Raw genomic sequence first — 26,415 nt, 5'->3', positions numbered from 1 at the left:
AATAATCTTATAAATTATTGGCTTTTTTCCAGTGCTTGATCTATATCGTAAATTAAGTCCTCCACATCCTCGATACCTATTGAAAGACGAATTGTATTAGGTTTAATACCAGCTTTTAAAATATCCTCTTCTGCCAGTTGAGAGTGTGTCGTACTTGCTGGATGTATAACCAAGGATTTTGCATCTGCAACATTAGCCAGCAATGAGAATAATTCTAAATTGTCAATAAACCTCTTTGCCGCTTCAAAACCACCCTTTATCCCAAATGTAAATATCGAGCCTGCTCCTATGGGAACATATTTTTGAGCTAAATTATAATATTTATTCCCTTTTAAACTAGGATAATTTACATACTCTACCAGTGGGTGTATCTCCAAATGCTCTGCTATTTTTTTTGAATTACTTACATGCCTCTCAACTCTAAGTGACAATGTTTCTAAACCTTGAATAAATAAAAATGAATTGAATGGACTTATTGATGCTCCTGTATCTCTTAGAAGCTGAACTCTAGCCTTTGTAACAAAAGCAGTTGCGCCAAGCTGTGAATATACAAGACCATGATAGCTTTCATCAGGCTGAGTAAAGCCTGGAAATTTTCCACTTGCTGCATAGTCAAATTTACCGCCATCAACTATAACTCCACCTAAAGAAGAGCCATGCCCTCCGATGAATTTTGTTGCAGAGTGTACAACAACGTCAGCCCCATATTCTATAGGCCTTATGAGATATGGTGTTCCAAATGTGTTATCAATAATAAGCGGAATTCCATTTCTATGTGCAATATTTGCTACAGCCTCAATGTCAATTATATTAGCATTGGGATTACCAATACTTTCAATAAAAATTGCCTTTGTCTTTTCGTTAATAGCCTTTTCAAAGTTTGTAACATCATCAGGGTCTACGAACTTTGTATTTACTCCATATCTAGGAAGAGTAGCTGCAAATAAATTATATGTACCTCCATACAATGTGTTAGCAGCCACAATTTCATCTCCAGCACCTGCAATATTAAGTATTGCATATGTAATGGCTGCAGAACCAGAAGCCACTGCTAGTGCAGCTGTACCACCCTCTAATGCTGCAATTCTCTTTTCAAATACATCATTTGTTGGGTTAACAAATCTTGAGTAGGAATATGCCGAATCACGAAGTGCAAATACATCTGCAGCGTGATTTGCATCCTTAAAAACATAAGATGTTGTCTGATAAATGGGCACTGCCCTAGAACCTGTTGATTTATCTATCTCTTGACCAGCGTGTACCTGCAAAGTATCAAAACTTAATTTTCTGCTCATAAATGTGCCCTCCTTTTATTTTCATAATAACTATATAGAATTTATTAATTATAATATATAGAAAAATTTTATTCATGTCAATAGAATTTTTTTATAATTAAATTTTTGTTATGTTCTATTTTTAGAATTTTATAAATCAATTATAAAAATTTTCAGAATATTATTAATTTATCACAAATACAATAGACACCACCCCCAACATCCAATAATATTTCATAATTCTTTTAATTTTTATCCATTTTACTACTTTTTGATTTAACTTAAGTGTGCATTGATTAATTCAGGCAAATAAGCGCATAAACTGATTAACAATGAGCAAAATACGACATGAATTAGTTCTTTTAATAAGGTATTATAATTACTATCTAAAATACTATACTGGCAACACTGCTATTTTTAGGAGGTTTTATGGACACAATACCCGCATATAAGAATGAAACCTTAAGTTTTGAAGAACGTGTAAAAGATTTAGTTTCCCGAATGACCCTTGAAGAAAAAACAATGCAAATGTTACATGATGCTCCGGCCATTCCTCGTTTAGGAATACCTTCTTACAACTGGTGGAACGAGGCTCTTCATGGTGTCGCAAGAGCTGGAGTAGCAACAGTATTTCCGCAGGCAATTGGTTTGGCTGCTACCTTCGACGAAGATCTTCTTTATAAAATTGCAGACGTTATTTCTACTGAAGGCAGAGCTAAATACCATGAATTTCAGAAAAAAAACGATCATGATATATATAAAGGTCTTACTTTCTGGTCACCTAATATTAATATCTTCAGAGATCCTCGCTGGGGCCGTGGTCATGAAACCTACGGTGAGGATACATATTTGACAAGCAGGCTAGGAATTAGATTTGTTGAAGGTCTCCAAGGTAATGACGGCAAATATATGAAGGTAGCGGCTTGCGCAAAACACTTTGCTGTTCATAGCGGCCCAGAAGCAGAAAGACACAGCTTTAATGCTATTGCTTCTAAAAAAGACATGTACGAAACTTATTTACCAGCTTTTAAAAAATTAGTTCAAGAGGCGAAAGTAGAAGCTGTAATGGGTGCATATAACAGAACAAACGGAGAACCCTGCTGTGGCAGTAAAACCTTATTAAAAGATATTTTAAGAGACGAATGGGGTTTTAAAGGTCATGTTACATCAGACTGCTGGGCAATCAAAGATTTTCACGAAAATCATATGGTTACAAAGACTGCACCAGAATCTGTCGCACTGGCAGTAAACAATGGCTGTGACGTAAATTGCGGAAACATGTACCTAAATCTGCAAATAGCTTATAATGAAGGCTTAGTAGATGAAAAAACAATTGATGAATCAGTATCAAGACTTATGATGACTCGCATGAAGCTTGGTATGTTTGATAGTGATGAAAATGTACCTTATTCATCAATTCCATATGAGGTTGTGGATTGTAAGGAACATAATAAGCTTTCACTTGACGCAGCAAAGGATTCTTTAGTTTTATTAAAAAACAAGGACAATTTTCTTCCACTTGACAAAAATAGTTTGAAATCTATAGCAGTTATTGGCCCAAATGCAAACAGCAGAGATGCACTTATAGGTAATTATTTTGGTACTGCTTCTCAATATATTACTGCTTTAGATGGAATCCGTGAAGCGTTACCTGATTCAGTTAGAATTTACTATTCTGATGGCTGCCATTTGTATAAGGACAGGACACAGGGATTAGCTAGACCAAACGATAGAATTGCAGAGGCAATAACTGTAGCTGAAAAATCTGATGTCGTTATTATGTGTCTTGGTTTAGATGCAAGTATCGAAGGAGAAGAAGGAGACGCAGGAAATGAATTTGCATCAGGAGACAAAATCGATTTAAATCTTCCCGGATTACAGCAGCAATTATTAGAAGCTGTCTATGCTACAGGGAAACCAATAATACTAGTGCTTTTATCAGGCAGTGCCTTATCTGTAACATGGGCTGATGCTAATGTACCTGCTATTATACAAGCATGGTATCCGGGTGCACAGGGAGGCCGAGCTATAGCTTCCTTGCTTTTTGGTGAATATAGTCCTTCAGGAAGATTGCCTGTAACCTTCTACAAAACCACTGAGGAATTACCTGATTTCAGTGATTACTCTATGAAAAACAGAACCTACAAATATATGGAAAATGAAGCCCTTTATCCCTTTGGATATGGTCTCAGCTATTCTAAATTTGAATACAGTGATTTAACAATATCTAGTCAAAAAATAAAAGCAGGAGATAGCATAAGCTGTTCTGTCAAGGTTAAAAACATTGGCAGCTACGAGTCAAAAGAAGTTGTGCAGCTTTATTTAAAGGATGTTGAAACAAGCGTAGTTGCACCAAAATGGCAGCTTAGAGGTATAAAGAAAATCAATTTACTCCCAAATGAGCAAGTAGAAGTTAGCTTTAACCTGTCACCAGAGGATATGATGCTAGTTAATGATGAAGGTGAGTCAGTGCTTGAATCTGGAAGCTTTGAAATATATGTAGGCGGAAGTCAGCCTGACGCAAGAAGTATATCTTTAACAGGCAGTAATGTGTTAAAGGCTTCATTTGTATTGGAATGAGTTTAAAATATAAATTTTAAATTATATATGTAGAATTTGTACTATTAAATCCATATAAAAAATAACATTGCCTCCATATAAAAATATTATATAATATTCCTATATGGAGGCTTTAGCTTTTAATGAGGCTTAAAAAATACTTAGAAATCCATGACTCCTTATGAACTAATTCAAGCTAACCTTCATTTTATATGTATAGCTGCTCCACAAATTGAGCAATGAATTAGCTTTCTATATTTGATATAAAGGGGGTACTGAGTCCATGCCTGTCATTAACTAAGCAAGCAAAATACAGGATATGGATATATATATGTACGTTGATGGGTTACACGAAAAAGGAATTTTTGCTGATGGCTTTCCATTTAGACTAGAAATAAATACTCTTGATAATTTTGACTATCCAGTCCATTGGCATGCAGTTATAGAAATTTTGTATATAGAAAAAAACCATTTTAATATAAATGTTAACAATAAAGAATTCAAACTAGATGAAGGTGATATCCTTTTTATTGCAAGCGGTGATACTCATGGTTTTTCAAACCGCAATAATATTGGCAAGAGAATTTTTATACAATTCGACTCCTCTTCACTAAGTACCTTTGGTAATAATAATATTATTAAGGCTTTAATTTCAAGTACTTTTAAGATATCAATAAAGGATGTTCCATTTCACGAAAGTATTAAAGAGCATATTTTAAGTATTGTAGAAAAATATTCAAAAAAAGATTTTGGTTTTGAGCTTTTCATCAGCGCTAGAATTCATGATATTTTTGCAATTATATCAAAATTTCTAGCTGACAAAATTAATTTGGAAAATAGCACTGGTAACATCAGAAAAATGCAGGGAATGGATAAGCTAGCTGAAGCATTTAAGTTTATTGAAGCTAATTATATGAATGATATATCCCTGTCAGATGTAGCAAAAGCAGTGGGCTTTAGCGAATCCTATTTTTCAAGAATGTTTAAGGATATTACAGAGAAAAATTTTATCCTATACTTAAATGAATATAGAATAAAACAAGCTGAACTTTTTCTCACTTCGTCAAATATGTCTATATCAGATATAGCCTATGCTGTTGGATTTAATAGCATAGTAACCTTTAATAGATCCTTTAAAAGTATAAAGGGTTGTTCGCCTTCATTATACAAAAAAATTGGGTTGTAGATTGGTATAAAATAATTAAAATAACTTTCCTACCACAAAAATTTGTAGGTGTTCAAACATATCATTAGGTGGTGCCAAAACAACTTGGAAGTTAAATTTGAACTTCTTTAAATTTACTATAGGAAAGTAAATAAGGATTGTTTTATTATATAAATCCTGGGTATATTAATTATTATTCTCGCGCTTTATAACATTAAAATATTAAAAACAACAAATTTTTATATTGCTAATCATTTTATTAGCCTTGCATGGTATAATAGTATTGGTTTCCTTGTATTTTTACGTCTAAACCAATTTAATGTGTTACTACTAATATCTCATTTAAGTTGTATTGGTACCAGTATAAGCAGCAAGTAGTTCACCTGCAAGTTCAGTTAAAATAAATTAGAACAGCAAGTTATTTTATTAAATAAAACAAAAGCTTTTATCAGGGGGTTTTACATTGTCAAACATATCATATTTCATGACATTTCTTGAAGGTATTCTAACCTTTATATCTCCTTGTATATTACCTATGCTTCCTATTTACTTTGTATATTTAGCAGGAGAATCCCAAAAAAGCGAAAAATCTAAGCCATCAAGCAAAAACCGATTGCTGATAAACTCTATTGGATTTGTTATTGGCTTTACAATAGTATTCACTGTTTTAGGTGCTACTGTCACATCATTGGGCCAATTTTTAGCAAATAACAAAAGCCTGCTTGAAAAAATAAGCGGTTTAGTAATGATTGTTTTTGGGCTTAATTTCGCAGGAATACTAAAAATTAACCTTTTAAACAAGGAAAAAAGATTTGATTTTAATTTTGATAGCCTTAGATTTTTAAGTTCAATTGTATTCGGTATGGTTTTTAGCTTTGGCTGGACACCTTGCTTAGGTGCATTTTTAGGTTCAGCGCTCGCACTTGCCAGTAATTCAGACACTATTATTCAAGGAATGCTTTTATTATTCATATATTCTATAGGTCTTGGTATACCTTTTATTTTGACATCAATTTTATTTGATAAAGTAAAAGGTGCTTTCCGTCATATACAGAAGCATACAAGGACAATAAGCATTATATCAGGTATTCTGTTGATTATTGCTGGTGTACTAGTATTTACCGGAACTTTGAAGTATTTGAACTTTTTTTGAGCAGAGCTGCACTTTTAATCAGAAAGTTATTAAGAATATTAAATTTTAATTCAACTAAAAAATTGAGTTTTTAAAAGGTTAGTTATAAGTATTTAAGTGTATAGATTACAATGTTATAGCAAGTTCTAAATATAATGCAAGGAGGAATATTAATATGCAGAAAAAAATTAATATTATTATATGGGTGGTTGCAATATGTGCTATTATGGCGGCAGCATATATCCTCTATTCAAAAAACAAGTCGGAAATAATAATTCAGCCCCCATCACAGCAAACTCAAGAATTGAGTCAATCAACACAAAACGCTAACCCTGTAGCTCCAGACTTTACACTTAAAGATTTAGATGGAAATGATGTAAAGTTGTCAGACTTTAAGGGGAAAATTGTAATTCTTAACTTCTGGGCAGTCTGGTGCAAATACTGTCTGCTTGAAATGCCTGATTTCAACGAGCTTAATAACGAATTGGGAAAAGAAAATGATGTTGTCATATTAGCTATCAACTCTCAGGAATCACCTGACAAGGTTAAGGAGTATTTAACCTCCAATAATATAGATTTAAAGGTCTTATTAGATCAAGATGGTGCAGTTACTCAAACCTATGGTATTACTGGTTTCCCAACTACATTTTTTATTAATAAAGACGGTAATTTATTTACCTATATACCTCAAATGACCGACAAAAAAACATTATTAGAAGTTATTGATATGATGAAAAGCCAAGAGTCAGCTCAGAAATAACAATAATAAGTGTTATCTCGTTAAGCATATTCGAATGAAAACAAACAGTACTTGATATAATTTTTTCAGATGAAATTTTTCGGTGTGGGAGACTATTCAAAAACATTTATAAGCCCCACACCGATAAAATTTATATATGTAAAAGTCCACTTCATTATAATAAAATGAACTTAATTTTTACTATGCTATAGCCCTTTTGTAAAAGCTGTAAAATTGTTTTTTACCAGCCAACATCTATTTTTCAAAACAAAAGGACAAAGAATGGGGTTAATTAGCTACTATGTTTGTACAATTCTATTTTTCATACATCTTAGGCTGTAATCCTACATACCATAATAAAAATTTACTGTTTGAAGTATATTTTACACAAGCAGCAATAAATCTTCCTCTTTGAAAACAATTTTTATGGGTCCGCCTTTTTTTGAAATTTCTCTCCAATTATGCTTGTCAGTCTCCCATCTTATTAGTGCATTTCCATCATCTTTACTCCGGTTTTTATTTTTAAGCATAATAATAAAAGAAAACGGATTTTCAATCACTTTAACTACATCACAATTCATTACATTATGTGAGTCTTCTTTTTCGGTATATTCTAAATAATGCGCTCGTATACCTACATACTTTATATCCTCAGATATTGAACTACTGGTATGTAAAATCAAATCCCAATCAAGAGCTTTCAAAGTATGTTCTGAAACTCTTTTAGCTCTTGAAATATTTTTACAGCCCGATATAAGTGCCGCCGATAGTTTTTTTGGATCAGAAAACAAGCTTTTCTTTTCACTTACCACCTCAATTTTACCATTTGAAATAACAGCAATAGTGCTTGCAAAACGGTAAACTTCATTTCTATTATGTGATACAAAAAGAACAGTACCTTGAAAGCTACTTAGCGAATCTATAATTTTCTGTTCAAGCTGCCATTTTAAATAGCTATCCAAAGCACAAAAAGGTTCGTCCAACATAATAATGTCCGGCTCTGAAGCCATAATTCTTGCAAGTGCAACTCTTTGCTGCTGACCACCTGAAAGCTGATGAGGTCGTTTCTTTTCTAACCCCTCCAAATAGAATGCTTTCATTTTTTCTCTTACAATTCTTTTGCGCTCATTTTTACTTGCAGATACGCCTATTCCAATGTTCTCTTCAACCGTCATATTTGGGAATAATGCGTAACTTTGAAATAAGTACCCCACTTTCCTTTTCTGTGGTGATAAATTAATTTTCCTTTTTGAATCAAATAACACTTTTCCATCTAAAACAATGGTACCTTCATCAGGCTCTTCTATACCTGCGATACATTTTAGAGTCATGCTCTTACCACAGCCAGATGCACCTAATAGAGCAGTTATTTCATTATGTGCAGAAAATTCAACGTCAAGTGTAAAATTATTATCTATAACCTTTTTAATATTAACGTATAGTGACATCAAATATCACCTCTTTTTGCTGTACTCTTACTTTGACGACTATTCCAAAAATTTATTAGCATTATTGATGTAAAGGACATGATACAAATAATTAAAACCCAATTAAATGCTTTTGCTCTGTCTCCAGCCTGTACTGCCGTATATACAGATATAGCCATTGTTTGTGTTCTGCCTGGAATATTACCCGCAAGCATTATTGTTGCACCAAATTCACCTAGCGCTCTGGCAAAGGAAAGGACTGTTCCTGCTACTATACTTGGTAACACATTTGGAATTACAATTTTATAAAACAATTTAAATTCTGATATACCAAGAGTTCTTGCAGAGTAAATCATATTTATGTCAAATTGTTCAAAGGCACCCCTTACAGTTCTATACATCAGAGGAAAGGCCACTACTATTGCTGCAATTACTGCCCCTATCCACGTAAATACAATTCTAATATTAAACTGTAATAAAAAACTCCCCAATAAACTATTTTTCCCAAAAATAACTAGCAGAAAAAATCCAACCACTGTAGGAGGCAAAACCATCGGCAAAGTAAATATACCATCAATAAGGCCCTTAAATCTCTTAGCCTTAAATACATACCAGGCTGCCAAAATTCCTAAAAAAACTGTAACTATTGTAGCTGTAAATGCTACTTTAAGTGATATGTAAAGCGGCGATAAATCCATAAGTTCTACCCCCATTTTTATTCATTTATTAAACTTTTGCAGTTGAATCTATCACTAAAAGGCTAGTAATATAAGGTGTGGCAGCATTATCAAATGAAAAGTAAATAATTTCAAAAACTAAGATAGTTTGTTTCACAACAAGTAATTGGTAATTTTGAGTATGGTTATACTTTTAATTCGAAAGTTTGGTTAGAAATAATCACATGAATTATTTACTCAACTTCAAAGCCATATTTTTTAAATATATTTTCAATTTCTGGTGTTGATAAATAGCTTAAAAATTCTTCAGCTTCCCCAGAGTGCTTACTGCTTTTTAGAACCACAGCAGGATATATTACTGGTTTATGACTGTTTACTGGTGCTTCACACACTACCTTTACTTTATCAGCTAAAGCAGCATCAGTTGCATAAACTACTCCACAATCAACATCTCCATTTTCTACCCATGTAAGAACTTGTCTTACATCACTTCCATAGTTTGCTTTTGGTTTAACTTTATCTAATATTCTAAGATAAGAGAATATCTCTTCTGAATACTGTCCAACTGGTACACTGCTCGGTTCTCCTAAAGCTATGGTAGATATCTTGTCAGTTGAGAGTTCCTCAAAGCTTGTAATATTCTTTTCATTGTCAGCAGGTGTTATTAATACAACTTTATTTATAAGAAGTTCTTTTTTTGTTCCTTCTTTTACTAAACCCTTTTCCTCAAGGGTAGTAACCTGCTTTTTTGACGCTGATATAAAAATATCTGCTGGTGCACCCTCTTCAATCTGTGTTTGCAGCGTTCCTGAAGAGCTAAAGGTACAGATTATATTAACATTTGGCTTAACGCTTTTATAAAGTCTTATAATTTCAGTTGTTACATCTGTTAAGCTTGCTGCAGCTGCTAGAAAAAGTTCTGTTTTTTCTGTTGACCTGCCAGCCTTAGTCTTCCTTACTTCAGTAACTGTGTTATTTGAAGTTCCAGATGGATAATTTTGTGAGGTTGCTGTTTCCGTATTACAAACTACTTGTATTAAAAAGCTTATAATTAATAGTAAAATTATTTTTTTTATTACAACTTTCATAAAACACACCTCCATCTCCACTTCTTAATATTTTTACTAATTATCTTTAAATAGAATTTCTCTAGCACTCTCTATTAAATCATTAATACATGAATAACTAGGTTTTATGTCAAAAAGCTTATCTGCTGCCCATATAAATTGACTAATATCACAATTTCCAGCACGTTCACCTATTCCAAAAAGAGTTGTATCTATAAAGCTTGCTCCAGCCTTTGCAGCTTCTAATGAATTAGCCACTGCCATCCCTAAATCATTGTGTGCATGAATACCTACTGAAATGCCAGTATTGCTAATAATATCGCGTATGGTTTGATATGTTCTCGACGGTGTCAAAACCCCTACTGTATCAGCAAATCGTATGCTTGCAACTCCCAAATCCTTTAATAAATTAGCAATACTAATAATAAATGTTATATCAGCCCGAGAAGCATCCTCTAATCCTACTGTAACTGTATAACCTTTATCCAATGCATAACTAACGCACTCCTGTAAATTTTTTTGCAGCCAAATCTTGTTTTTCTTAAGCTTAGAATAAATATGTACATAGGATATCGGTGCACTTATATGGATAATATCAGGACGACAATCAAAGGAATGCTCTATATCTTCTTTTTTCATCCTATTCCAAGTTGATATCTTTGCATTTATTCTCTTATCTATAATTTCACAAATGGCAGTTTTTTCGTACTTTCCCATTGCCGGAACTCCAGCCTCAATTTGATATATACCTGCTTTATCCATTAGCTGAGCAAGCATTACTTTTTCATCTATGTTAAATGCAAAGCCTGGGCTTTGTTCTCCGTCACGAAGGGTTGTATCTATCAGATATTTTTTTTCCTTCATAGCGAGTCCAACCTCCGCAAAATGTATTTATTGACTTCGTCGATACTAAATATTATATTATTCAGCAAGCTTTTCTCATACAACTAATTCCTACAATTATTTCTAACCCAACCTAGAATAGCAAGTCCAACTATGTTCAAATTTACTAATGGCTTTCTATCAGTAAACTAACTTATTTTATAAAATTAATTTAACTTTTCATTTTGATAATGCAACCATACCTGATATAGCTAAGACTTAAGCAGTATATTCACTGCAATGCTTGAGTTTATTGAAATTTTCTGCAATTGCTACGAATTCCTGGTCAGATATACTTCTTTTTAATCGAATGCTCTCTAGTTGTACAATCTCTAATAGTTCTGTAATCTTATCTTGCGGAAATGCTATATTATACTCATTTAATTTTATTTCAATTGCTGTACTGCCTGAATGTTTTCCAATGACGATTTTTCTGTTCATACCTACAATCGATGGTTCAAAGGGTTCATAGTTTGAACCGTTTTTATAAATGCCATCAACATGAATTCCCGATTCAACCTCAAAAATACCACTGCCTATTACAGCCTTATTCTTATAAATTCTTTTACCAGTTATTTGTTCATATAAGCTTTTTATTTGTACAAGCACAGACAAATCTAAATTGGGCTTATGGCGTTTAGTAATACGAAGTGCCATTATAACCTCTTCTAATGCGGCAAAGCCTCCGCTTCCAGCAAAACTAACTGCAATATTATTCCCTCCATTTAGTATCCATTCAATAGCTAAAGCAGTAGCACAATAACAGCTATTTTGAGGACATAGTTCAATCATTTCGGATTTCAACTTTTTTATTTTATTGAAAGCAGATAAATAATCATGCTGCATTAAATCATCTAGTCCAACAATTCTAATATTGCTATATTCAGAGAATTTGCTCATCATATTAATTTCTCTGACATCATTTATTTGAATTTCAGAAATTGTATCAGATTGTGTAAAGAGTCCACTATGCCTGCAAATATATTTTTTAAAGCCCGGATAATACTTTACCTCTGTAGGGTCCTGAACTCTCAAAACAGTCATGCTTTTGTCTACTTTTTCTTTTAGCCTTTCAAATAAAGGAACATTAATTTCTATAAAATTTATACCTGTTTTACATAGCAATAGGTATAACTCTATAACCTTATCATCTTGATAAGCCTCATTGTCCAGAGTACATAGGGTAATATCTGTAATTTTTATCATACTAATCCCCCCCAGTTTAGGTATAAATTTTATATTAATGCAACATCTTAATTCTCATGCTTTTCAAGCTTTTCGAGTTAATGACCTCCACATAAACCTTCGGCAGAAAATTATAGCGATACTATCGTGGAAGACAAACCTCTTCTTATGAGAGATATGCAACATAGACATATAAAATTACTCATATAAGTAACTCTTTTACCTTTTCTCCTCCAACTAAATGACTTTCTACTATAGTCTCAACATCATCCTCTGTTACATTTCCATACCAAGTACCCTCAGGATATATAACAACAACAGGACCTTTGTCACAGATGCCGAAGCAACCTGTATTAGTGACCATTACTTCACCGGATAAATCTTTATCATCAATTTCTTCCATAAATCTTTGTACTAAATCCACGCTCCCCTTTGAATGGCAAAAGCCTTTTTGGGTTCCATTTATTCTGCAACTTGTACAGACGAATACATGATATTTTGGGTTCACCATAATTTCTACTCTCCTTTATATTTTAATTTTTTATATGTATGCTGCTGCCATCATCCACTTTCTATAAATATGGGATAAACAATGTCACCATTCTTAATGTCAATTTTGTGGGGAATGATGAGAACAGTTAAATAAATTTAATTAAACAAAAAGCTTTTCAGCTGCCTGTTTAACTGCTTCCTCTATTCTGTCATAAGTAGTGAAGGTCTCTATAGACTTTTCCTTTAGCTTTTGCTTAGGTGCTTCACCAATTCTCATAGCCAAAACTCCATTGCAGTCCTTTACTGTGTCAAGAATAGCCTCCATTTTACCTTCTTTATTACCGCCGCCCATTCCATCACAGCCTTCGGAGCCATCACAGTACTTAGTGACACTTCTCCTTTCTTTAAAGCGTATGCTTTTATTCTTGTACTCATATATGTAAAAGTCACTTGCATGACCGAAATGTTGGTCAACCAGTACCCCACTTTTCGATGAAACTGCAAATAATAAGGTATTTTCTTCTTTTGCAGGTTCTTCTGCCACCTTATTTTTATTTCCAGTGCATCCTCTGAAGTTAATAGATTGGTCGTTGTCAAGTGTTCCAATCGCATCAGCTCTGCATTGATGGCAATGATACATTTGTTTCAGCGTAGACTCACAGCGTTTTCTCATACTCATAATTTCTCTATTACTTACTAATGGAATATTTTCAAATTCGCTTCCTTCCACAGGAATTAGCTGCATAATATTTGTAATTTCACAGCCTAGTTCTTTTGCCTTTTCTACAACAACAGGGATATGATACTCATTAATTCCCTTTAGCATTACTATATTTACCTTGCAGATGACTCCAAGCGAAGTCAATCTCTTAATTCCTGCCAGCTGATTTGCCATAAGAATAGCTGCTCCAACTTCCCCGAAATATCTGTGTCCCATGTAATCAACATGCTTATATATCTTTGCTCCAATAGTAGTGTTTACTGCATTCATTGTAACTGTAACATGTGATACTCCTAAGTCTGCCAATTCATCTGCATACAGCGGAAGCAACAGTCCGTTTGTTGATATACAAAAAGTTATGCTTGGATCTTCTTTTTTAATTAAGCTTAAAGTTTTCTTTGTGTTTTCAAAATCAGCTAACGAGTCTCCCGGGCCTGCAATTCCAACCACCTTGATGTTAGGCAGTTTTTCCTTAACTAGCTTAAACTTTTCACAAGCTTCCTCTGGAGTCAAAACTTCTGTTGTAACTCCTGGCCTGCTTTCATTAGGGCAGTCGTACTTCCTGACACAATAATTGCATTGTATATTACATTTTGGTGCTACAGGCAGGTGCATTCTTGCATATTTGCTGCCGCAGCCATTAAAACAAGGATGTGTTTGAGTCTTTTTTTCATTAGCTGCTCTATTATCTACTTTATTCATAATCACAACATCCCTTTCAGTATTATTTATCTTTGCTTCATCAATAAGATTTTGATTTTTCTCTGTATAATAATTGTTGTACATTTTACTTCTAAAGCTGTGCTCTTTTTGGCTTAGCAAATTATTTGTAAGCCTATCTAGTAATACTAGTGAACCATCATATCCCAGCGTTCTTACCCGTTGGCCTCCAACCTGATCATGAATTGGGAATGCACATCTAACAAGTGGAATCTTTAGCTTTTCCTCAAGTCTTCTTCCGTCTGAACTGCCAATCATTAAATTGGCTTTTAATTCAACTGCATATTTTTCAATAGTATCAAAATCACAATTATCTAAAATTTCAAATCTATCCAAATAGAGAAAATCTGCAATCGCTTGTATTTCCGGTTCCAGTCTATCTTTTAAGCTGCTGCATTTTGCACCTGTTGCTGCTAGAACTGGCATAATGCCATTTTCAACACATAAACGAGTTATAGAATATACAAAATCAGGTTCTCCATAAATAATGGCTCTTCCCTCTGCATTATATTTATGGGAATCAATCATAGCATCCATGTATCGGCCACGTTCTTTAATCATTTCCTCCGATTTAACTCCGCCAGCCTTTACCAATACATTTATTAAAGCATCGGTATCACGTAGTCCAACTGGTAAATTGCATCTAACAAAAGGCACCCCATAAACCTCATATAAATACTGTGCTGGAGAATTATGCTTACTTGTAAAGGTTGAAAGTTCAATTGTAAGCTTTGCTCCACCCATCATTGATATATCTTCAAGGGATGTTCCGCCCTCCGGCAATCTATTATAAAATTCTGTATGCTGACCATCCAAATTATCCGAAATATCAGGGAGCAATATGTAATCAATCTTCATTGAATCCAGCAATGCTTTTAAATATCTTGTGTCTGCAGGTGATATCATACCTGTAATAATATTTACCTTATTGTTTTTTTCCGGCAACATTTCTACACTCTCTACAATAGCTCTCAACGCTATAAAAAATCCTTCATACTGGGTTTCTGAATAGCCCATAGAAACTACAGGTATAAATTTTACAGTGTTGTCAGGATGGAGTTTATTAAAATTATTGAGTATTCTTGGTACATCCTCACCAATTGTTTCTGCAAGGCAAGTAGTTGCTATTCCAATTACTTCAGGCTTATATAATTCAATTAAATTTTCTAAACCCTTTATTAAATTGCTCTCACCACCAAAAACAGTGCCATTCTCTGTCAAGGATGAAGAAGCGATATCTACAGGCTCATTATAGTGTGTAGCCATGTGACGTCTGATATATGTGCTGCAGCCCTGTGAGCCGTGAAGTATTGACATACAATTTTTTATACCATAAAAGGCGCTTACAATCCCCATTGGCATGCACATTTTGCAGGGATTTACACTTAAATTAACTAAATTTTTACTCATGTTAACCTCCTCCCTAATCTGAGCACAAACATTCTCTGCAACCATCATCAGATTAATCTCCCTATGCTTTTGTCTGTCTTATTTATAATTGCTGCCAGATCCTATACATAGTGTTTACAGTATGCCTGTACATTCGATTTTTCATTATTTTTGAGTTTTCACATATTCCCATACTGGACTGTTTAAAGAGAGATTGATTTCCTTTGTAAAGTTTATTACTCCATCATATCCTGCAAGTGCATGCTTTCTTTCGTGATTATGATCACAAAAAGCTATTCCCAGCTTATATGCTAAAGGTCTCTCTTTAACTCCCCCCACCAATATGTTTGCACCCTTCGCCTTCATAAAGGTTTCCAGTTCAGCCGGATTAGTATCATCTAAAATCACCGTATTTTCTCCAACCAAGCTTGCAATTATCTCGTAATCTTCTTTTTTTCCTGTTTGGGTTCCTACAACTACTGTTTCAATCCCCAATTCATTAAATTGTCTAATAAGAGAAATGGCTTTAAAGCCTCCTCCAACATAAATCGCAGCTTTTTTACCTTCAAAATTCTTTCTATATTTATCTAAAAAACCTTTCAGTTTATTTGTTTCAGTACTAGTAAATTGCTTAGCCTTTTCAATATTTTCCTCAGTGCCAATAGCTTCTGCTATACGTATCAAGGATGCAGAGGTATCTTCTACACCAAAGAAGCTGACCTTGATAAAAGGAATACCCATTTCTTCTTCCATTTTTTTTGCTAAGTAAGTCATTGAACCAGCACACTGTACCAAATTTAATTGTGCAGCCGGTGCTTTAATCAAGGTCTCATAACATGCATCTCCTGTAATGGTTGATACTACAGGAATGCCAATTTGCTTTAAATAATTTTTTAATATCCACATCTCTCCAGCAAGGTTGAAATCTCCCAGAATATTTACACCTCTAACCTTTGCTTGATTTTTATGAGGCTCTATAAGCTGTAATAATGCATTACAAGCCATTTTATAGCCATATGATTTATTGCCCGAAAATCCTGGAGATTTTACAGAAATAACCCTAGTACCATGTTTTTTCTCTGCCTGCTTACAGACTGCATCCACATCATCACCTATAACTCCTACAATGCAAGTAGAATATATAAATATTAATTTAGGATTATGTTTTTCTATGACCTCTTCAATTGCTGCTGCTAGCTTCTTTTCTCCGCCAAAAACAATATCTTTGTCACTTAAATCTGTTGAAAAGCTATTTCTGTATAAATCACTTCCACTAGTTAAACTACCACGAATATCCCAAGTATAGCTTGCACATCCAATAGGGCCATGAACAATATGGAAGGCATCTGTAATGGGATTTAGCACAACTCTTGCTCCACAATATACACAGGCTCTTTGGCTTACCGTACCCGATAGGCTATCACTATCACATTTGATGCCTATTGCAGCAGAACTACTGCTTTTTTCTCTTCCCCCATTAATAATAAAAGCCTTTCTTTCATCTAAAATTGTTGCTCCCATCTTCTTAGCCCCCTTTAAGCAAAAAGCTGTAACACAGAAATCCCTGTGCTACAGCTTCATTGCTGATAATCTATTACTCTACATAACCATTTCAAAATCTTCATCTGAACAAGTCCTATCTTGTCTTTCCATTAATGCCTCTGAAATCTTCTCTACTAATCTCAATGCCCCTTTGTAGCCTACTATTGGAAAATACGAATGTGCATATCTATCCAATATAGGGAAACCTACTCGAACAAAAGGAATATCTTCAACTCTTGCAATTGATTTTCCATAAGATGTTCCTATCATTAAATCAACCTTTTCATTCTTAATCCATTGATGCAATTCAAACAGGTCTCCTGCTGCTTTTGCAGTACAGCCTTCAACTCCGTACTGTTCGAATATTTTTTCTGCTAGCCTTACAAAATTATCTCCTGGTGTTCCTGTTAAAACGTACTTAGGAATCATACCCATTTCAAGCACCATTCGAGTTAATCCAAGTACAGTATCAGGATCTCCGAATATTGCTACTGTTTTATTGTAAAAGTAAGCATGAGCATCAAGCATTATATCTACCAACTGTCCACGTTCTTCTTCTAGTTCATAAGGAACCTCTTCATTTGATAATTGAGCTAATTCCATAACAAACCTATCTGTAGCTTCTATTCCAATAGGAAGTGGAAGCAGTGTATAAGGCACCTTACATTTTCTTTCTAAAAGGCTGGCAGGTTCTTCACTTGTAAGTTCACCCAACGCTAAAACCATTTTGCAATCTCCTAATCCAACAATTTCAGGAATACGAGTACCACCCTTTGGATACATTGAATAATCACCTGTCATTGGGACATCCATTACTCCGCTCTGATCAGGGAACATTGTAAATGGAACCTTCATATAATTTGCAATTTTCTTCAATTCTTTAATATCTCCTGGGTTAACAAATCCAGGAAAGATTGCAGTTTTACCATTAGACTTACCTGTAGATTTAGAAAGATAATTAATAAAGCCTGCCATCATATTGTAAAAACCAAATATATGAGAACCTACGTAACTAGGTGTATTTGCATGTATTACCAGCTTACCCTCAGGAACATCCATTTCTTGAATATATGCATTTAAGTCGTCTCCAATGGTTTCACTAAGGCATGTGGTGTGTACAGCAATAATGTCTGGATTATATATATCAAAAACATTCTTTACACCTGTTCTAAGGTTACTGCCTCCACCAAATACTGATGCTCCCTCTGTAAATGAACTTGTAGAAGCAATTGCTGGCTCCTTGAAATGTCTTGTCAAAAAGGTTCTATGATATGAAACGCAGCCTTGTGAACCATGACTATGAGGCATACATTTGTGTACTCCAAGTGCTGCATATATTGCACCAACAGGCTGACAAGTTTTACATGGGTTTACTCTAAGTGCACTACGTTCTGAAATCTCTTTTTTAGTTAAATTCAGCATTATTCCTCACCTCCTACTAATTTAGCCTTAAGTGTTGATTTATTTTTCCAGGGTGGTGTTACCAATCCCCATGCTGGAGTATAAAGTCCCATCGTTACATCTCTGGCAAAATTAATTGCTCCGTTGAATCCTGCATATGGCCCACTATAATCATAGGAGTGCAACTGTTTTGAATATACCCCTGCTTTTTGAAGAACATATTTGTCCTTGATACCTGAGAAAAACATATCTGGTTTAAGCAGTTTGACAAACTCTTCAGTTTCAAAGTGGTTCAAGTCGTCTACAACTATACTGTTATCATCCATTGTTTTAATCATTCCGCCATATTGCTCTAAAGGTATCTTTGTCTTTAATTCCTCGTATTGCTCCTCTGTCAGATATGCATGGTACTTCTGCTCATCCTTAGTAACCTCAAGATGTTCAATATTCTTACTATCAGCATCTTCCTTTATTGTTGGAATAACCTCTCTGCCCTCATAATCATCTCTATGAGCAAACTCATACCCTGCAAGTACTGTTTTAACCCCAAAATCTGCCAACAAATTTTGATAATGATGTGAACGGGAACCACCAACATAAATTGCAGCTGTTTTGCCTTTTAATTTAGAGTAATAATATTCTTTTTCCTCTGCTATATTTGCAAGTTCATCAGCTATAACCGCTTCTGTTCTTTCCATAAGCTCCTTATCACCGAAATATGTTGCCATATCCCTTAGAGATTGTTTAATTGCATCTAGACCTATAAAGTTTACTTTTATCCAGTCAACTCCATATTTCGTTTTCATCATCTCAGCTATGTAGTTAATTGAACGATGACATTGTACTATATTCAAATTTGCCATATGGGCATTTTTCATTGTTTCATAGCTTCCGTTACCGGTAAAAATAGTTATTATTTCATATCCAATTCTCTTTAGAATTCTTTCAACTTCCCATCCATCTCCGCCGATGTTATATTCTCCAAGAATATTAATAGTAAACTTTTTGGTAGGTTCTGCATCTCCTGTACCAATAACTTTTTTCATTAAAGTATTGTTAGCAATATGATGGCCACCACTCTGGCTTACTCCCTTATATCCTTCACAACTGAACGCCATACAGGATATACCATATTCCCTTTCCGTCTCAGCAGCCACTGCATGAATATCATCACCTATTAGACCAACAGGACAAGTAGAGCAAATCATTATACATTTTGGATTAAATATCTCTATTGCCTCTTTTATTGCTTGCCTTAGCTTTTTCTCTCCGCCAAATACAATATCTGACTCCTGTAAATCTGTTGAAAAACAGTACTCAATAAAGTTTCTGCCATCCTGAGGTTTTGCCTTATTTCTTCTGGTTCCCCAAGAGTAAAAGCCACAGCCAATAGGTCCATGCGTTAGTACTAAAACGTCCTTCAGGGGGCCGAGTACAACACCCTTACATCCTGCATAGCAGCATCCTCTATTAGTCATAATTCCGGGAATACTTCTGGTGTTTGCAGCAATTGGCTGCTGCTTAGTTTCTTCATTAATCTCTATAATATGCTCTTTTCGATTTTTATAAACCTTTGCCCCATATTTATCCAATACAATATTTCTTACATTCATTTGTCTCACCCCCAATATTTTATAGTATGTTCTCACCGGTTCTAACCTTGTAGGTTTCTTCTATTGGAAGAACAAATATTTTTCCGTCACCTGGATTACCTGTTTGGTTTGCTTTAAATATGGTTTTAATAGCCATATCTACTTGTTCATCCTCAATTACTAAAGTCAAAATTCTTTTTGGAATAAGTCTTGCAGTTTCTGTAAATGCTTCACCAACTTTAGATACAGGTAGTTCTCCTGTCTCTAAAATATAGTTTAAAACTGTCGCATCAAGACTTTTCTTCCCTCTTCCCAGACAAGGTCTGCAGCAAAATGCTGGAAAGCCTGCATTTCCAAGAGCCTCTTTAGTTTTATTAACCTTATCTGTACGAATAATGGCCATAATCTCTTTCATAAGCTTTCCCCCCTACAGTCCTTGTTTAGCTGTACTGATGGTATAAGCATCCTCTACTTTGCTGATAAAGATTCTACCATCTCCAAAATTACCCTTTTCACCTGTCCTTGCATTTCTCATTATTACTTTAACCACGTCATCCTTGTCTTCATCATTTACAACAAGCAACAGCATTTCTTTGGGTATTTCATTATACTGAACGTCTCCTATGACTATACCCTTTTGCTTACCTCTACCATAAACATCCATTTTCGTTACCGCAGGAAAACCAGCTGATAATAGTTCAGATAGTACAATATTGGTTCTCTCTGGCCTAATAATTGCTCTTATTAGTAACATATTTTATCCACCTTTCTTAAGTTAAGTTATTATTTGTTTAAAATGTTAAATCACATTTTAAATAGCCGAATACGGCGTTAGGGCAAGGCCCTCAAATGTTGTTCAATACTATGAGCCACTGCTTATGCAGTACACCGCGTAAGCGGTGATTTAAAATATGCAATTTCTATATTTTAAATGCGATATAGTATTATATATCCATAATTCCGTGTTCCATCAGCAGCGCTTCCAGTCTATCCTGAGTAAGTGGCTTTGGAACTACAAACATCTTGTTCTCATCAATCTTTTTCGCAAGAGCCCTGTATTCATCTGCCTGGTTACAATTTGGATCAAAATCAATAACTGTTTTCTTATGTATTTCTGCCCTTTGAACCATATTGTCTCTAGGAACAAAATGAATCATTTGTGAACCAAGTTCCTTTGCAAATGCTTCAACAAGTGCTGCCTCACCGTCAACCTTACGGCTGTTGCAAATAATACCTCCCAGTCTACAACCACCAGTACTTGAATATTTCAAGATACCCTTTGAAATATTGTTAGCTGCATATAGAGCCATCATTTCTCCACTTGCAACAATATAAATTTCCTGTGCCTTTCCTTCTCGTATTGGCATTGCAAAACCTCCACAAACAACGTCACCCAATACATCATAGAAAACATAATCTAAATCATCCTCATATGCACCAAGTCTTTCCAAAAGTCCAATGGAAGTAATAATACCACGACCTGCACAGCCAACACCTGGTTCAGGACCTCCTGACTCTACGCATTTGATATTTGCAAAACCCTCTTTCATAACCAATTCCAAGTCTATATCTTCACCTTCTTCTCTGAGGGTATCCAAAACAGTCTGTTGTGCAAGTCCCCCAAGTATAAGTCTTGTGGAGTCTGCTTTAGGGTCACAGCCTACAATCATAATTTTTTTGCCCATTTCGCCTAAACCAGCTGTTAAGTTTTGTGTTGTTGTAGATTTCCCAATACCACCTTTACCATAAATAGCTACCTGTCTCATAATAATACCTCCCTTGCCCTCTCTGGGCTGATTTTTTTAATTTCGTTGTACATTCCAATTACTAAAAGTTTGCTTTAAAAAGCTTATAAACTACCTCTAATATTCTCTATTATTTAAAACTTCTTAGTTTCAATAAGAAGTCCGATCGGCCATCCATGTGGTACTACAATTCAAGCTTAGAATTACCAATGTTCTTTTGAACTCTTACACAGTTAATTCCTATATATAGAACAAAGGGCCCTCAAACATAACATATCGTTTGTGTTTGAAGACCTCTTCGTCTATTGATAAATTTTAAACTACTATACAAAAACAACTTCTGCCGATAAGCTAACATTGCTAAATATATACTGAATGCGGGGAGGCAATATTGCTTATGTTAATAAAAAAGTCCCATAACCCGTTTGATACTGGGATATGAGACTCCGTCGTCAGTTGTTTTCATTTAGCTTACTTCGATTATATACGTATTTAGAATTATTCACAATGCACGAATATGTCAATAATATCTAATAGTTTAGCATTATATTTATACAATACTTACAAATATAGGTTATATTTATTTCATTTGTAAATACTTAGTTGCTTATTTTTATATATCCACATATAATAAAGTAAATTACTAAATTAAAGCAAATTAATAAATTAGAAATGCAATGGAGCAAATCAGGCATAACTTGATTTGCTCTTTTTTAATATTAACTATTTGCGCTAATTTATATTGAACTGAGTTTGCAGATAAGCTAATTATTTTTATACTGGCACTCAAGTACATCTTAGATAAATGAGATACTTGGCACTAATCCCTTTAAGTAAAGTTGTACGAAAGAACCAGTAAGATAGCACTATAATTTTAACCTTAGCTTATACTGGTACATCAGTACAACTTAGATAAATAAGACAGTTGGCATTAACCCCATTAGGTAAATTTGTACGGAAGAACCAGTAGGCTAGCACTATAATTTTAACCTTAGCTTATTCTGGTACGCGAGTACAACTTAGATAAATAAGATACTTGGCATTAACCCCATTAGGTAAATTTGTACGGAAGAGCCAGTAGGCTAGCACTATAATTTTAACCTTATCTTATTACTGGTACGTCTGTACAACTTAGATAAACAGGCTACTTGGTTAAAAAGTTGATCTACATAAAATAATTTGAGGAGGCGATATAATGACAAATAAAATTGCTGTTATTGTGAATTCTGAAAGTGAACTTACGAATTTCGAAGAAGGTTCTAGTATCCTGCTATTTAGCAAATTAAATGATGATTGGCAAGTAGAGCATATAATTAGTTATTCCTTAGATCCTCTATCATCTATTTCAGATACTAGAGATTGCATTAAAATAGTAATTTCTCAATTGAAGAATTGTAAAATTATTATCGCTAAAGCTATGTCTGGAATACCATATATTATTTTCGATAGAATGGGCTTTGCAATATTTGAAGCAACAGACATTTCTAATACTATACTAGACGAAATTCTTTCTGATGTAGAGGAATACTCAAATATAAAACATCTTGCTACAATGGAGCCGCCTACTTCACCAGTAGAAACAGAAATACCTGGGGTATATTTTTTTAATCTAGTGGAATTACAACAAAAGCGTCCTGAAATATCATCAAAAAAAGCACTAAAGGCCTTTATTGAAAACGGTAAATTCATTAGATTGGAGATTATCTGCAACCATTTACCCCCATGGCTAGAAAGCTATTTTTCTCCCGATAGGCTTTCTTATATAATGGAACCCATTGATATGAATAGCTGTAAAGTTTCTATCAGTAAGGTTGGAGGATAAAGCTATCCTTGAAATACTTTATTAGAATGGCTGGTTTAGAAATATTTAAGACTTTAGTTCTAAGAAAATCCATTTTAATGTAAAAAAATAGTTATGGGGATTATTCTATCAAATCCCTATAACTATTTAAATTACTCCATTTATTCACTAAATAAAAGTTTTGATTAAAGCTATTAATTGAAGCTTTTAATTGGAGTTTTTGTACCAATCGTTGAAATTATTAAATATTAAAAGTTGCAGCTCTAAATTAGAGATAACAAGCTGCCCCCTAATTTTGCTTTTTATTATCCATTACCAAGCTCTTTGCAACTACATTCATCCTCTTAATATTTAGTGCGGTCAAATGAACAATTTGTTCGCTTACTTTTTCTTGTACTTCCCTTAAAAGCTGTTTTATCAAGCAGCCATATATAAGCACTAAATCCATTTCTATATATATACCATCCGGCCTATTTTCTGCCCTGAATCTGGATATTTTTGATACCCCTTCAATACCGGAGGTTACATGCTCTACTATTTGATATATTGTATAATCAGATATAGTATAGCTTCCCATGTAGCTAAAAGTTGGACGTACAACAGATTTTTCACCCACAAGCTGGTAACTGCCTTTCCCCTTTCTTCTGAAAATTTGAAGGGGATCTAAAAAATAACCTGAAAAGTCTTTTTTTATTTCAAAGGTTGGAACAGGAATTACGTGCTTACCCTGTTCTCTTCTTGTAGAAAGTGCCTGTTTAATCTCGTATTCGCTAGCAACATCTGTAATATATACCTTTTCTGTAATTGGTGCTACACCTAGTCTTTCTGCTATTGTCTCAACCATTCCATCTGATGTTCCAATAATCAATAAGGCCTGAGTATTATATCTCTTTAGAGCATTAACTACATCTTCTGTATGCTTTTTGTCAGTAAACAATGCCCTCTTAATTGATGCAATTTTAGTACTTTCCCTCTTAGCAGAAATACCAGCAATTATCTGATTGCCCTTAATTAGCAATCCATCATCTATAATATAGTCAGTTCCGTGTTCTCTCGCAACCCATGATGCTCTATGACTTTTACCTGTACCACTCGGTCCAATAAATCCAATAACCTTCAAACAGTATTCCTCCTAAAAATTATCTATTTATTATCTATTTAAATATGTAAATTGACCCTTATCAAGTACTTATAACTTGTACACCTTTATTTTCTCACAAAACAGATAAAATATATAGTATTTTAAATATAGGGAAAAAGAGAGCCTTAAGACTCTCTTTTCTTTTTCCCGGACATTTTTCTTTAGTAAATATTATATTTTTCTATTGTATTTTGTCTATTTTTTTCTAAAGTATATTATTTATTTTTATCCATTGTTTTGTATATTTTAATCTTTAGTAATATATAAAATACTTCATATGCATTAAAGCAGATACGAAGTATTTTAATTTACAAAAAAACAAAACAATCGAATCTTGAAATTATCTTTATCTGCACAATATAATATAATTACACAATATATTGTATTTATATACTTACCTTTTGTCAATATATATTATAAAAATATGGTAACAAATTCCTAATTAACATAATTATCTATTCACTTTTATATATTTTAGCTAAGTTAAAGTTCCTAAACTCAAATCAAATTTTTTCAATTTTATAAACCCGCCAAAAACCACTTATGGTTTTGTGGCTCGAAAATGCACCTTGTTCGTACATACTTTATTTTCGAGCTATTACATATAGCGACGTTTCAATGAGGCAAGAACTATTCTCACTGCCTAATACCCTACAACATCCGCCACTTGTAGAAACAAAATTCTGTTTCTTGCCTCGTTATAATACCTAGATTCAAAATGAAATTTTTCGATTGTAGAAAAATTTCATTACTCTCGTGGCACTTCAATGAGACTGAAGATACTCTATCCATCAAAAAACATTTGAACCTTCCCTCTACTTATGGAAGAGGAGATCTATTTCTTGCCACATTATACTCACATACATCACAGCCATTACATAAAACAACTTTCCCAGAAAATATATTTTTTATGGTATCTAGAAGTTTTTGATTTTTAAACTTCTGCCAATTATGAATTACTATATTTTGAGGAGCTAAGGTGATTAATGAACTAACTAATAAATCATCATGGTTTATCTCTGTTTCAGGTAAATCATATAAAAAATCTTGCATACAATCATTTGTAATTTCACGCTTTTTTTCATCTAAAAGTATATATTGATCATCCTGTTGCATAATCACGTGTACAACATTAAATTTGGACTCTTGAATTTCTACAAAGTACTTAAGAAGCCTAATAAACTCTTTATACTCTCTTTCTATTAAAAAATCATCTACAGCATCATCAATTATTTCCTCAAGTTCCTTTATATATTCTTTTAGCCTGAAATTAATAAAACCATCTAGAATTATGCTGCTTGAGCTTTCAAAGTATTCCAAAAACTTTTTAACTATCAAATTTCGCCTTCTAATTTGAAATAAAGTGTTAAAAAATACATTGTCATCATTTCTTATATTTTTTTGCGAAATTCTTAGTATATCTTTCTTTTCATTTGCGTTAAAATATCCATAGTTACTATTTATTATTCTTATTAAAAGCTTCTCTTCATACTCCTTAATAACATGTTCGGCAAGTGCATTTGATACATGATATTTAAGTAATTCAAGTTTATCTGAGTTATCAGGGACTGATTCATCTTCTTCTATATTACATACGACCGAAGTTGTACCCTCAAAATCTATCTCTTTTATAGAATATTTAATACTTTTTTCTTTAAGTTGCGCAAGCTCTTTTTCAATTTGTTGTACAATGTTTTCTGCGTTATCGTTAACTCCTATAGAGAGATATTGATATTGCATCAACTTCACTTCCCTTCGTGTGTA

At 33.7% G+C, this 26,415-nt stretch carries 21 protein-coding genes; 5 read left to right on the top strand and 16 right to left on the bottom strand.

Translation table 11 applies throughout. The features are described from left to right. Positions 1-14 precede the first annotated feature (14 nt). Positions 15-1,295, bottom strand: coding sequence for an O-acetylhomoserine aminocarboxypropyltransferase/cysteine synthase family protein (locus EHE19_RS01325; protein WP_137697290.1), 1,281 nt, complete (start codon positions 1,293-1,295; stop codon positions 15-17). Positions 1,296-1,703: 408 nt separating this feature from the next. Between EHE19_RS01325 and EHE19_RS01320 the strand changes: the two genes are divergently transcribed. From EHE19_RS01320 to EHE19_RS01305, 4 genes are all read left to right on the top strand, one after another. After that, the gene (locus EHE19_RS01320) at positions 1,704-3,854 is read left to right on the top strand and encodes a glycoside hydrolase family 3 C-terminal domain-containing protein (protein ID WP_137697289.1); all 2,151 of its coding nucleotides are present in this window, start codon (positions 1,704-1,706) and stop codon (positions 3,852-3,854) included. Between the two features lie 310 nt (positions 3,855-4,164). Further along, positions 4,165-5,019 carry an AraC family transcriptional regulator gene (locus EHE19_RS01315; RefSeq protein WP_171003548.1) on the top strand — a complete coding sequence of 285 codons (855 nt, stop codon included), beginning with the start codon at positions 4,165-4,167 and terminating at the stop codon, positions 5,017-5,019. Positions 5,020-5,461: 442 nt separating this feature from the next. Continuing rightward, complete coding sequence (locus tag EHE19_RS01310) at positions 5,462-6,151, top strand: cytochrome c biogenesis CcdA family protein (protein WP_425314297.1); 690 nt, start codon at positions 5,462-5,464, stop codon at positions 6,149-6,151. A gap of 154 nt (positions 6,152-6,305) precedes the next feature. Further along, a complete protein-coding gene (locus tag EHE19_RS01305) occupies positions 6,306-6,890 on the top strand; it encodes a peroxiredoxin family protein (RefSeq protein ID WP_137697287.1) in 585 nt (194 codons plus the stop codon). Positions 6,891-7,252: 362 nt separating this feature from the next. Here the strand turns inward: EHE19_RS01305 and EHE19_RS01300 are convergent, their stop codons facing one another. From EHE19_RS01300 to nifH, 13 genes are all read right to left on the bottom strand, one after another. Next, positions 7,253-8,317 (bottom strand): sulfate/molybdate ABC transporter ATP-binding protein, encoded by a 1,065-nt coding sequence (locus EHE19_RS01300; protein WP_137697286.1) that lies wholly within the window; start codon positions 8,315-8,317, stop codon positions 7,253-7,255. Continuing rightward, positions 8,317-8,994: a molybdate ABC transporter permease subunit gene (gene modB, locus EHE19_RS01295; RefSeq protein ID WP_137697285.1), complete on the bottom strand. Its 678-nt coding sequence runs from the start codon at positions 8,992-8,994 to the stop codon at positions 8,317-8,319. The genes EHE19_RS01300 and modB overlap by 1 nt, the downstream gene beginning before the upstream one ends. 212 nt (positions 8,995-9,206) lie before the next feature. Further along, positions 9,207-10,061 (bottom strand): molybdate ABC transporter substrate-binding protein, encoded by an 855-nt coding sequence (gene modA, locus EHE19_RS01290; RefSeq protein WP_205314718.1) that lies wholly within the window; start codon positions 10,059-10,061, stop codon positions 9,207-9,209. A 36-nt stretch (positions 10,062-10,097) separates the two neighbouring features. Next, positions 10,098-10,904: a beta/alpha barrel domain-containing protein gene (locus tag EHE19_RS01285; RefSeq protein WP_137697284.1), complete on the bottom strand. Its 807-nt coding sequence runs from the start codon at positions 10,902-10,904 to the stop codon at positions 10,098-10,100. A 237-nt stretch (positions 10,905-11,141) separates the two neighbouring features. Further along, a complete protein-coding gene (locus EHE19_RS01280) occupies positions 11,142-12,128 on the bottom strand; it encodes a homocitrate synthase/isopropylmalate synthase family protein (protein ID WP_137697283.1) in 987 nt (328 codons plus the stop codon). Between the two features lie 181 nt (positions 12,129-12,309). Next, complete coding sequence (locus EHE19_RS01275; protein ID WP_137697282.1) at positions 12,310-12,618, bottom strand: 2Fe-2S ferredoxin; 309 nt, start codon at positions 12,616-12,618, stop codon at positions 12,310-12,312. Positions 12,619-12,759: 141 nt separating this feature from the next. Next, positions 12,760-15,450, bottom strand: coding sequence for a nitrogenase component 1 (locus EHE19_RS01270; protein ID WP_137697281.1), 2,691 nt, complete (start codon positions 15,448-15,450; stop codon positions 12,760-12,762). 144 nt (positions 15,451-15,594) lie between these two features. Beyond that, positions 15,595-16,950, bottom strand: coding sequence for a nitrogenase iron-molybdenum cofactor biosynthesis protein NifE (gene nifE, locus EHE19_RS01265; RefSeq protein WP_137697280.1), 1,356 nt, complete (start codon positions 16,948-16,950; stop codon positions 15,595-15,597). Positions 16,951-17,028: 78 nt separating this feature from the next. Then, positions 17,029-18,393: a nitrogenase component 1 gene (locus EHE19_RS01260; RefSeq protein ID WP_137697279.1), complete on the bottom strand. Its 1,365-nt coding sequence runs from the start codon at positions 18,391-18,393 to the stop codon at positions 17,029-17,031. Continuing rightward, positions 18,393-19,985 carry a nitrogenase molybdenum-iron protein alpha chain gene (nifD, locus tag EHE19_RS01255; RefSeq protein WP_137697278.1) on the bottom strand — a complete coding sequence of 531 codons (1,593 nt, stop codon included), beginning with the start codon at positions 19,983-19,985 and terminating at the stop codon, positions 18,393-18,395. Before nifD ends, EHE19_RS01260 begins: the two co-directional genes overlap by 1 nt. 19 nt (positions 19,986-20,004) lie before the next feature. After that, positions 20,005-20,379, bottom strand: a complete 375-nt coding sequence (locus tag EHE19_RS01250; RefSeq protein WP_137697277.1) for a P-II family nitrogen regulator — start codon at positions 20,377-20,379, stop codon at positions 20,005-20,007. A 12-nt stretch (positions 20,380-20,391) separates the two neighbouring features. Continuing rightward, entirely contained in the window at positions 20,392-20,718 is a 327-nt protein-coding gene (locus EHE19_RS01245; protein ID WP_137697276.1) for a P-II family nitrogen regulator, read from the bottom strand. Positions 20,719-20,908: 190 nt separating this feature from the next. Beyond that, a complete protein-coding gene (gene nifH / locus EHE19_RS01240; protein ID WP_137697275.1) occupies positions 20,909-21,730 on the bottom strand; it encodes a nitrogenase iron protein in 822 nt (273 codons plus the stop codon). Positions 21,731-22,904: 1,174 nt separating this feature from the next. On the opposite strand from nifH, the gene EHE19_RS01235 reads away from it, so the two are divergent. Beyond that, complete coding sequence (locus tag EHE19_RS01235; protein WP_137697274.1) at positions 22,905-23,531, top strand: Fe-only nitrogenase accessory AnfO family protein; 627 nt, start codon at positions 22,905-22,907, stop codon at positions 23,529-23,531. Between the two features lie 268 nt (positions 23,532-23,799). Here the strand turns inward: EHE19_RS01235 and EHE19_RS01230 are convergent, their stop codons facing one another. Next, on the bottom strand, positions 23,800-24,630 hold the full coding sequence (locus EHE19_RS01230) for an Asp23/Gls24 family envelope stress response protein (RefSeq protein ID WP_137697273.1): 831 nt from the start codon (positions 24,628-24,630) through the stop codon (positions 23,800-23,802). A gap of 840 nt (positions 24,631-25,470) precedes the next feature. Beyond that, positions 25,471-26,391, bottom strand: coding sequence for a putative sporulation protein YtxC (gene ytxC / locus EHE19_RS01225; RefSeq protein WP_137697272.1), 921 nt, complete (start codon positions 26,389-26,391; stop codon positions 25,471-25,473). Between the last annotated feature and the right edge of the window lie 24 nt (positions 26,392-26,415).

The sequence above is a fragment of the Ruminiclostridium herbifermentans genome, assembly GCF_005473905.2.
Lineage (GTDB): Bacteria > Bacillota > Clostridia > Acetivibrionales > DSM-1351 > Ruminiclostridium > Ruminiclostridium herbifermentans.
This window is presented reverse-complemented; position numbering and strand designations above follow the sequence as displayed.

Bases quoted from the DNA above. Each gene is read 5' to 3' on its own strand.
- EHE19_RS01325 (WP_137697290.1), bottom strand. From the start codon at position 1,295: ATGAGCAGAAAATTAAGTTTTGATACTTTGCAGGTACACGCTGGTCAA.
- EHE19_RS01260 (WP_137697279.1), bottom strand. From the start codon at position 18,393: ATGCTGAATTTAACTAAAAAAGAGATTTCAGAACGTAGTGCACTTAGA.
- EHE19_RS01270 (WP_137697281.1), bottom strand. From the start codon at position 15,450: ATGAGTAAAAATTTAGTTAATTTAAGTGTAAATCCCTGCAAAATGTGC.
- EHE19_RS01275 (WP_137697282.1), bottom strand. From the start codon at position 12,618: ATGGTGAACCCAAAATATCATGTATTCGTCTGTACAAGTTGCAGAATA.
- ytxC (WP_137697272.1), bottom strand. From the start codon at position 26,391: ATGCAATATCAATATCTCTCTATAGGAGTTAACGATAACGCAGAAAAC.
- nifE (WP_137697280.1), bottom strand. From the start codon at position 16,950: ATGGGAGCAACAATTTTAGATGAAAGAAAGGCTTTTATTATTAATGGG.
- EHE19_RS01300 (WP_137697286.1), bottom strand. From the start codon at position 8,317: ATGTCACTATACGTTAATATTAAAAAGGTTATAGATAATAATTTTACA.
- EHE19_RS01320 (WP_137697289.1), top strand. From the start codon at position 1,704: ATGGACACAATACCCGCATATAAGAATGAAACCTTAAGTTTTGAAGAA.
- modB (WP_137697285.1), bottom strand. From the start codon at position 8,994: ATGGATTTATCGCCGCTTTACATATCACTTAAAGTAGCATTTACAGCT.
- EHE19_RS01280 (WP_137697283.1), bottom strand. From the start codon at position 12,128: ATGATAAAAATTACAGATATTACCCTATGTACTCTGGACAATGAGGCT.
- EHE19_RS01245 (WP_137697276.1), bottom strand. From the start codon at position 20,718: ATGTTACTAATAAGAGCAATTATTAGGCCAGAGAGAACCAATATTGTA.
- nifH (WP_137697275.1), bottom strand. From the start codon at position 21,730: ATGAGACAGGTAGCTATTTATGGTAAAGGTGGTATTGGGAAATCTACA.
- EHE19_RS01250 (WP_137697277.1), bottom strand. From the start codon at position 20,379: ATGAAAGAGATTATGGCCATTATTCGTACAGATAAGGTTAATAAAACT.
- EHE19_RS01305 (WP_137697287.1), top strand. From the start codon at position 6,306: ATGCAGAAAAAAATTAATATTATTATATGGGTGGTTGCAATATGTGCT.
- EHE19_RS01235 (WP_137697274.1), top strand. From the start codon at position 22,905: ATGACAAATAAAATTGCTGTTATTGTGAATTCTGAAAGTGAACTTACG.
- nifD (WP_137697278.1), bottom strand. From the start codon at position 19,985: ATGAATGTAAGAAATATTGTATTGGATAAATATGGGGCAAAGGTTTAT.
- EHE19_RS01315 (WP_171003548.1), top strand. From the start codon at position 4,165: ATGTACGTTGATGGGTTACACGAAAAAGGAATTTTTGCTGATGGCTTT.
- modA (WP_205314718.1), bottom strand. From the start codon at position 10,061: ATGAAAGTTGTAATAAAAAAAATAATTTTACTATTAATTATAAGCTTT.
- EHE19_RS01285 (WP_137697284.1), bottom strand. From the start codon at position 10,904: ATGAAGGAAAAAAAATATCTGATAGATACAACCCTTCGTGACGGAGAA.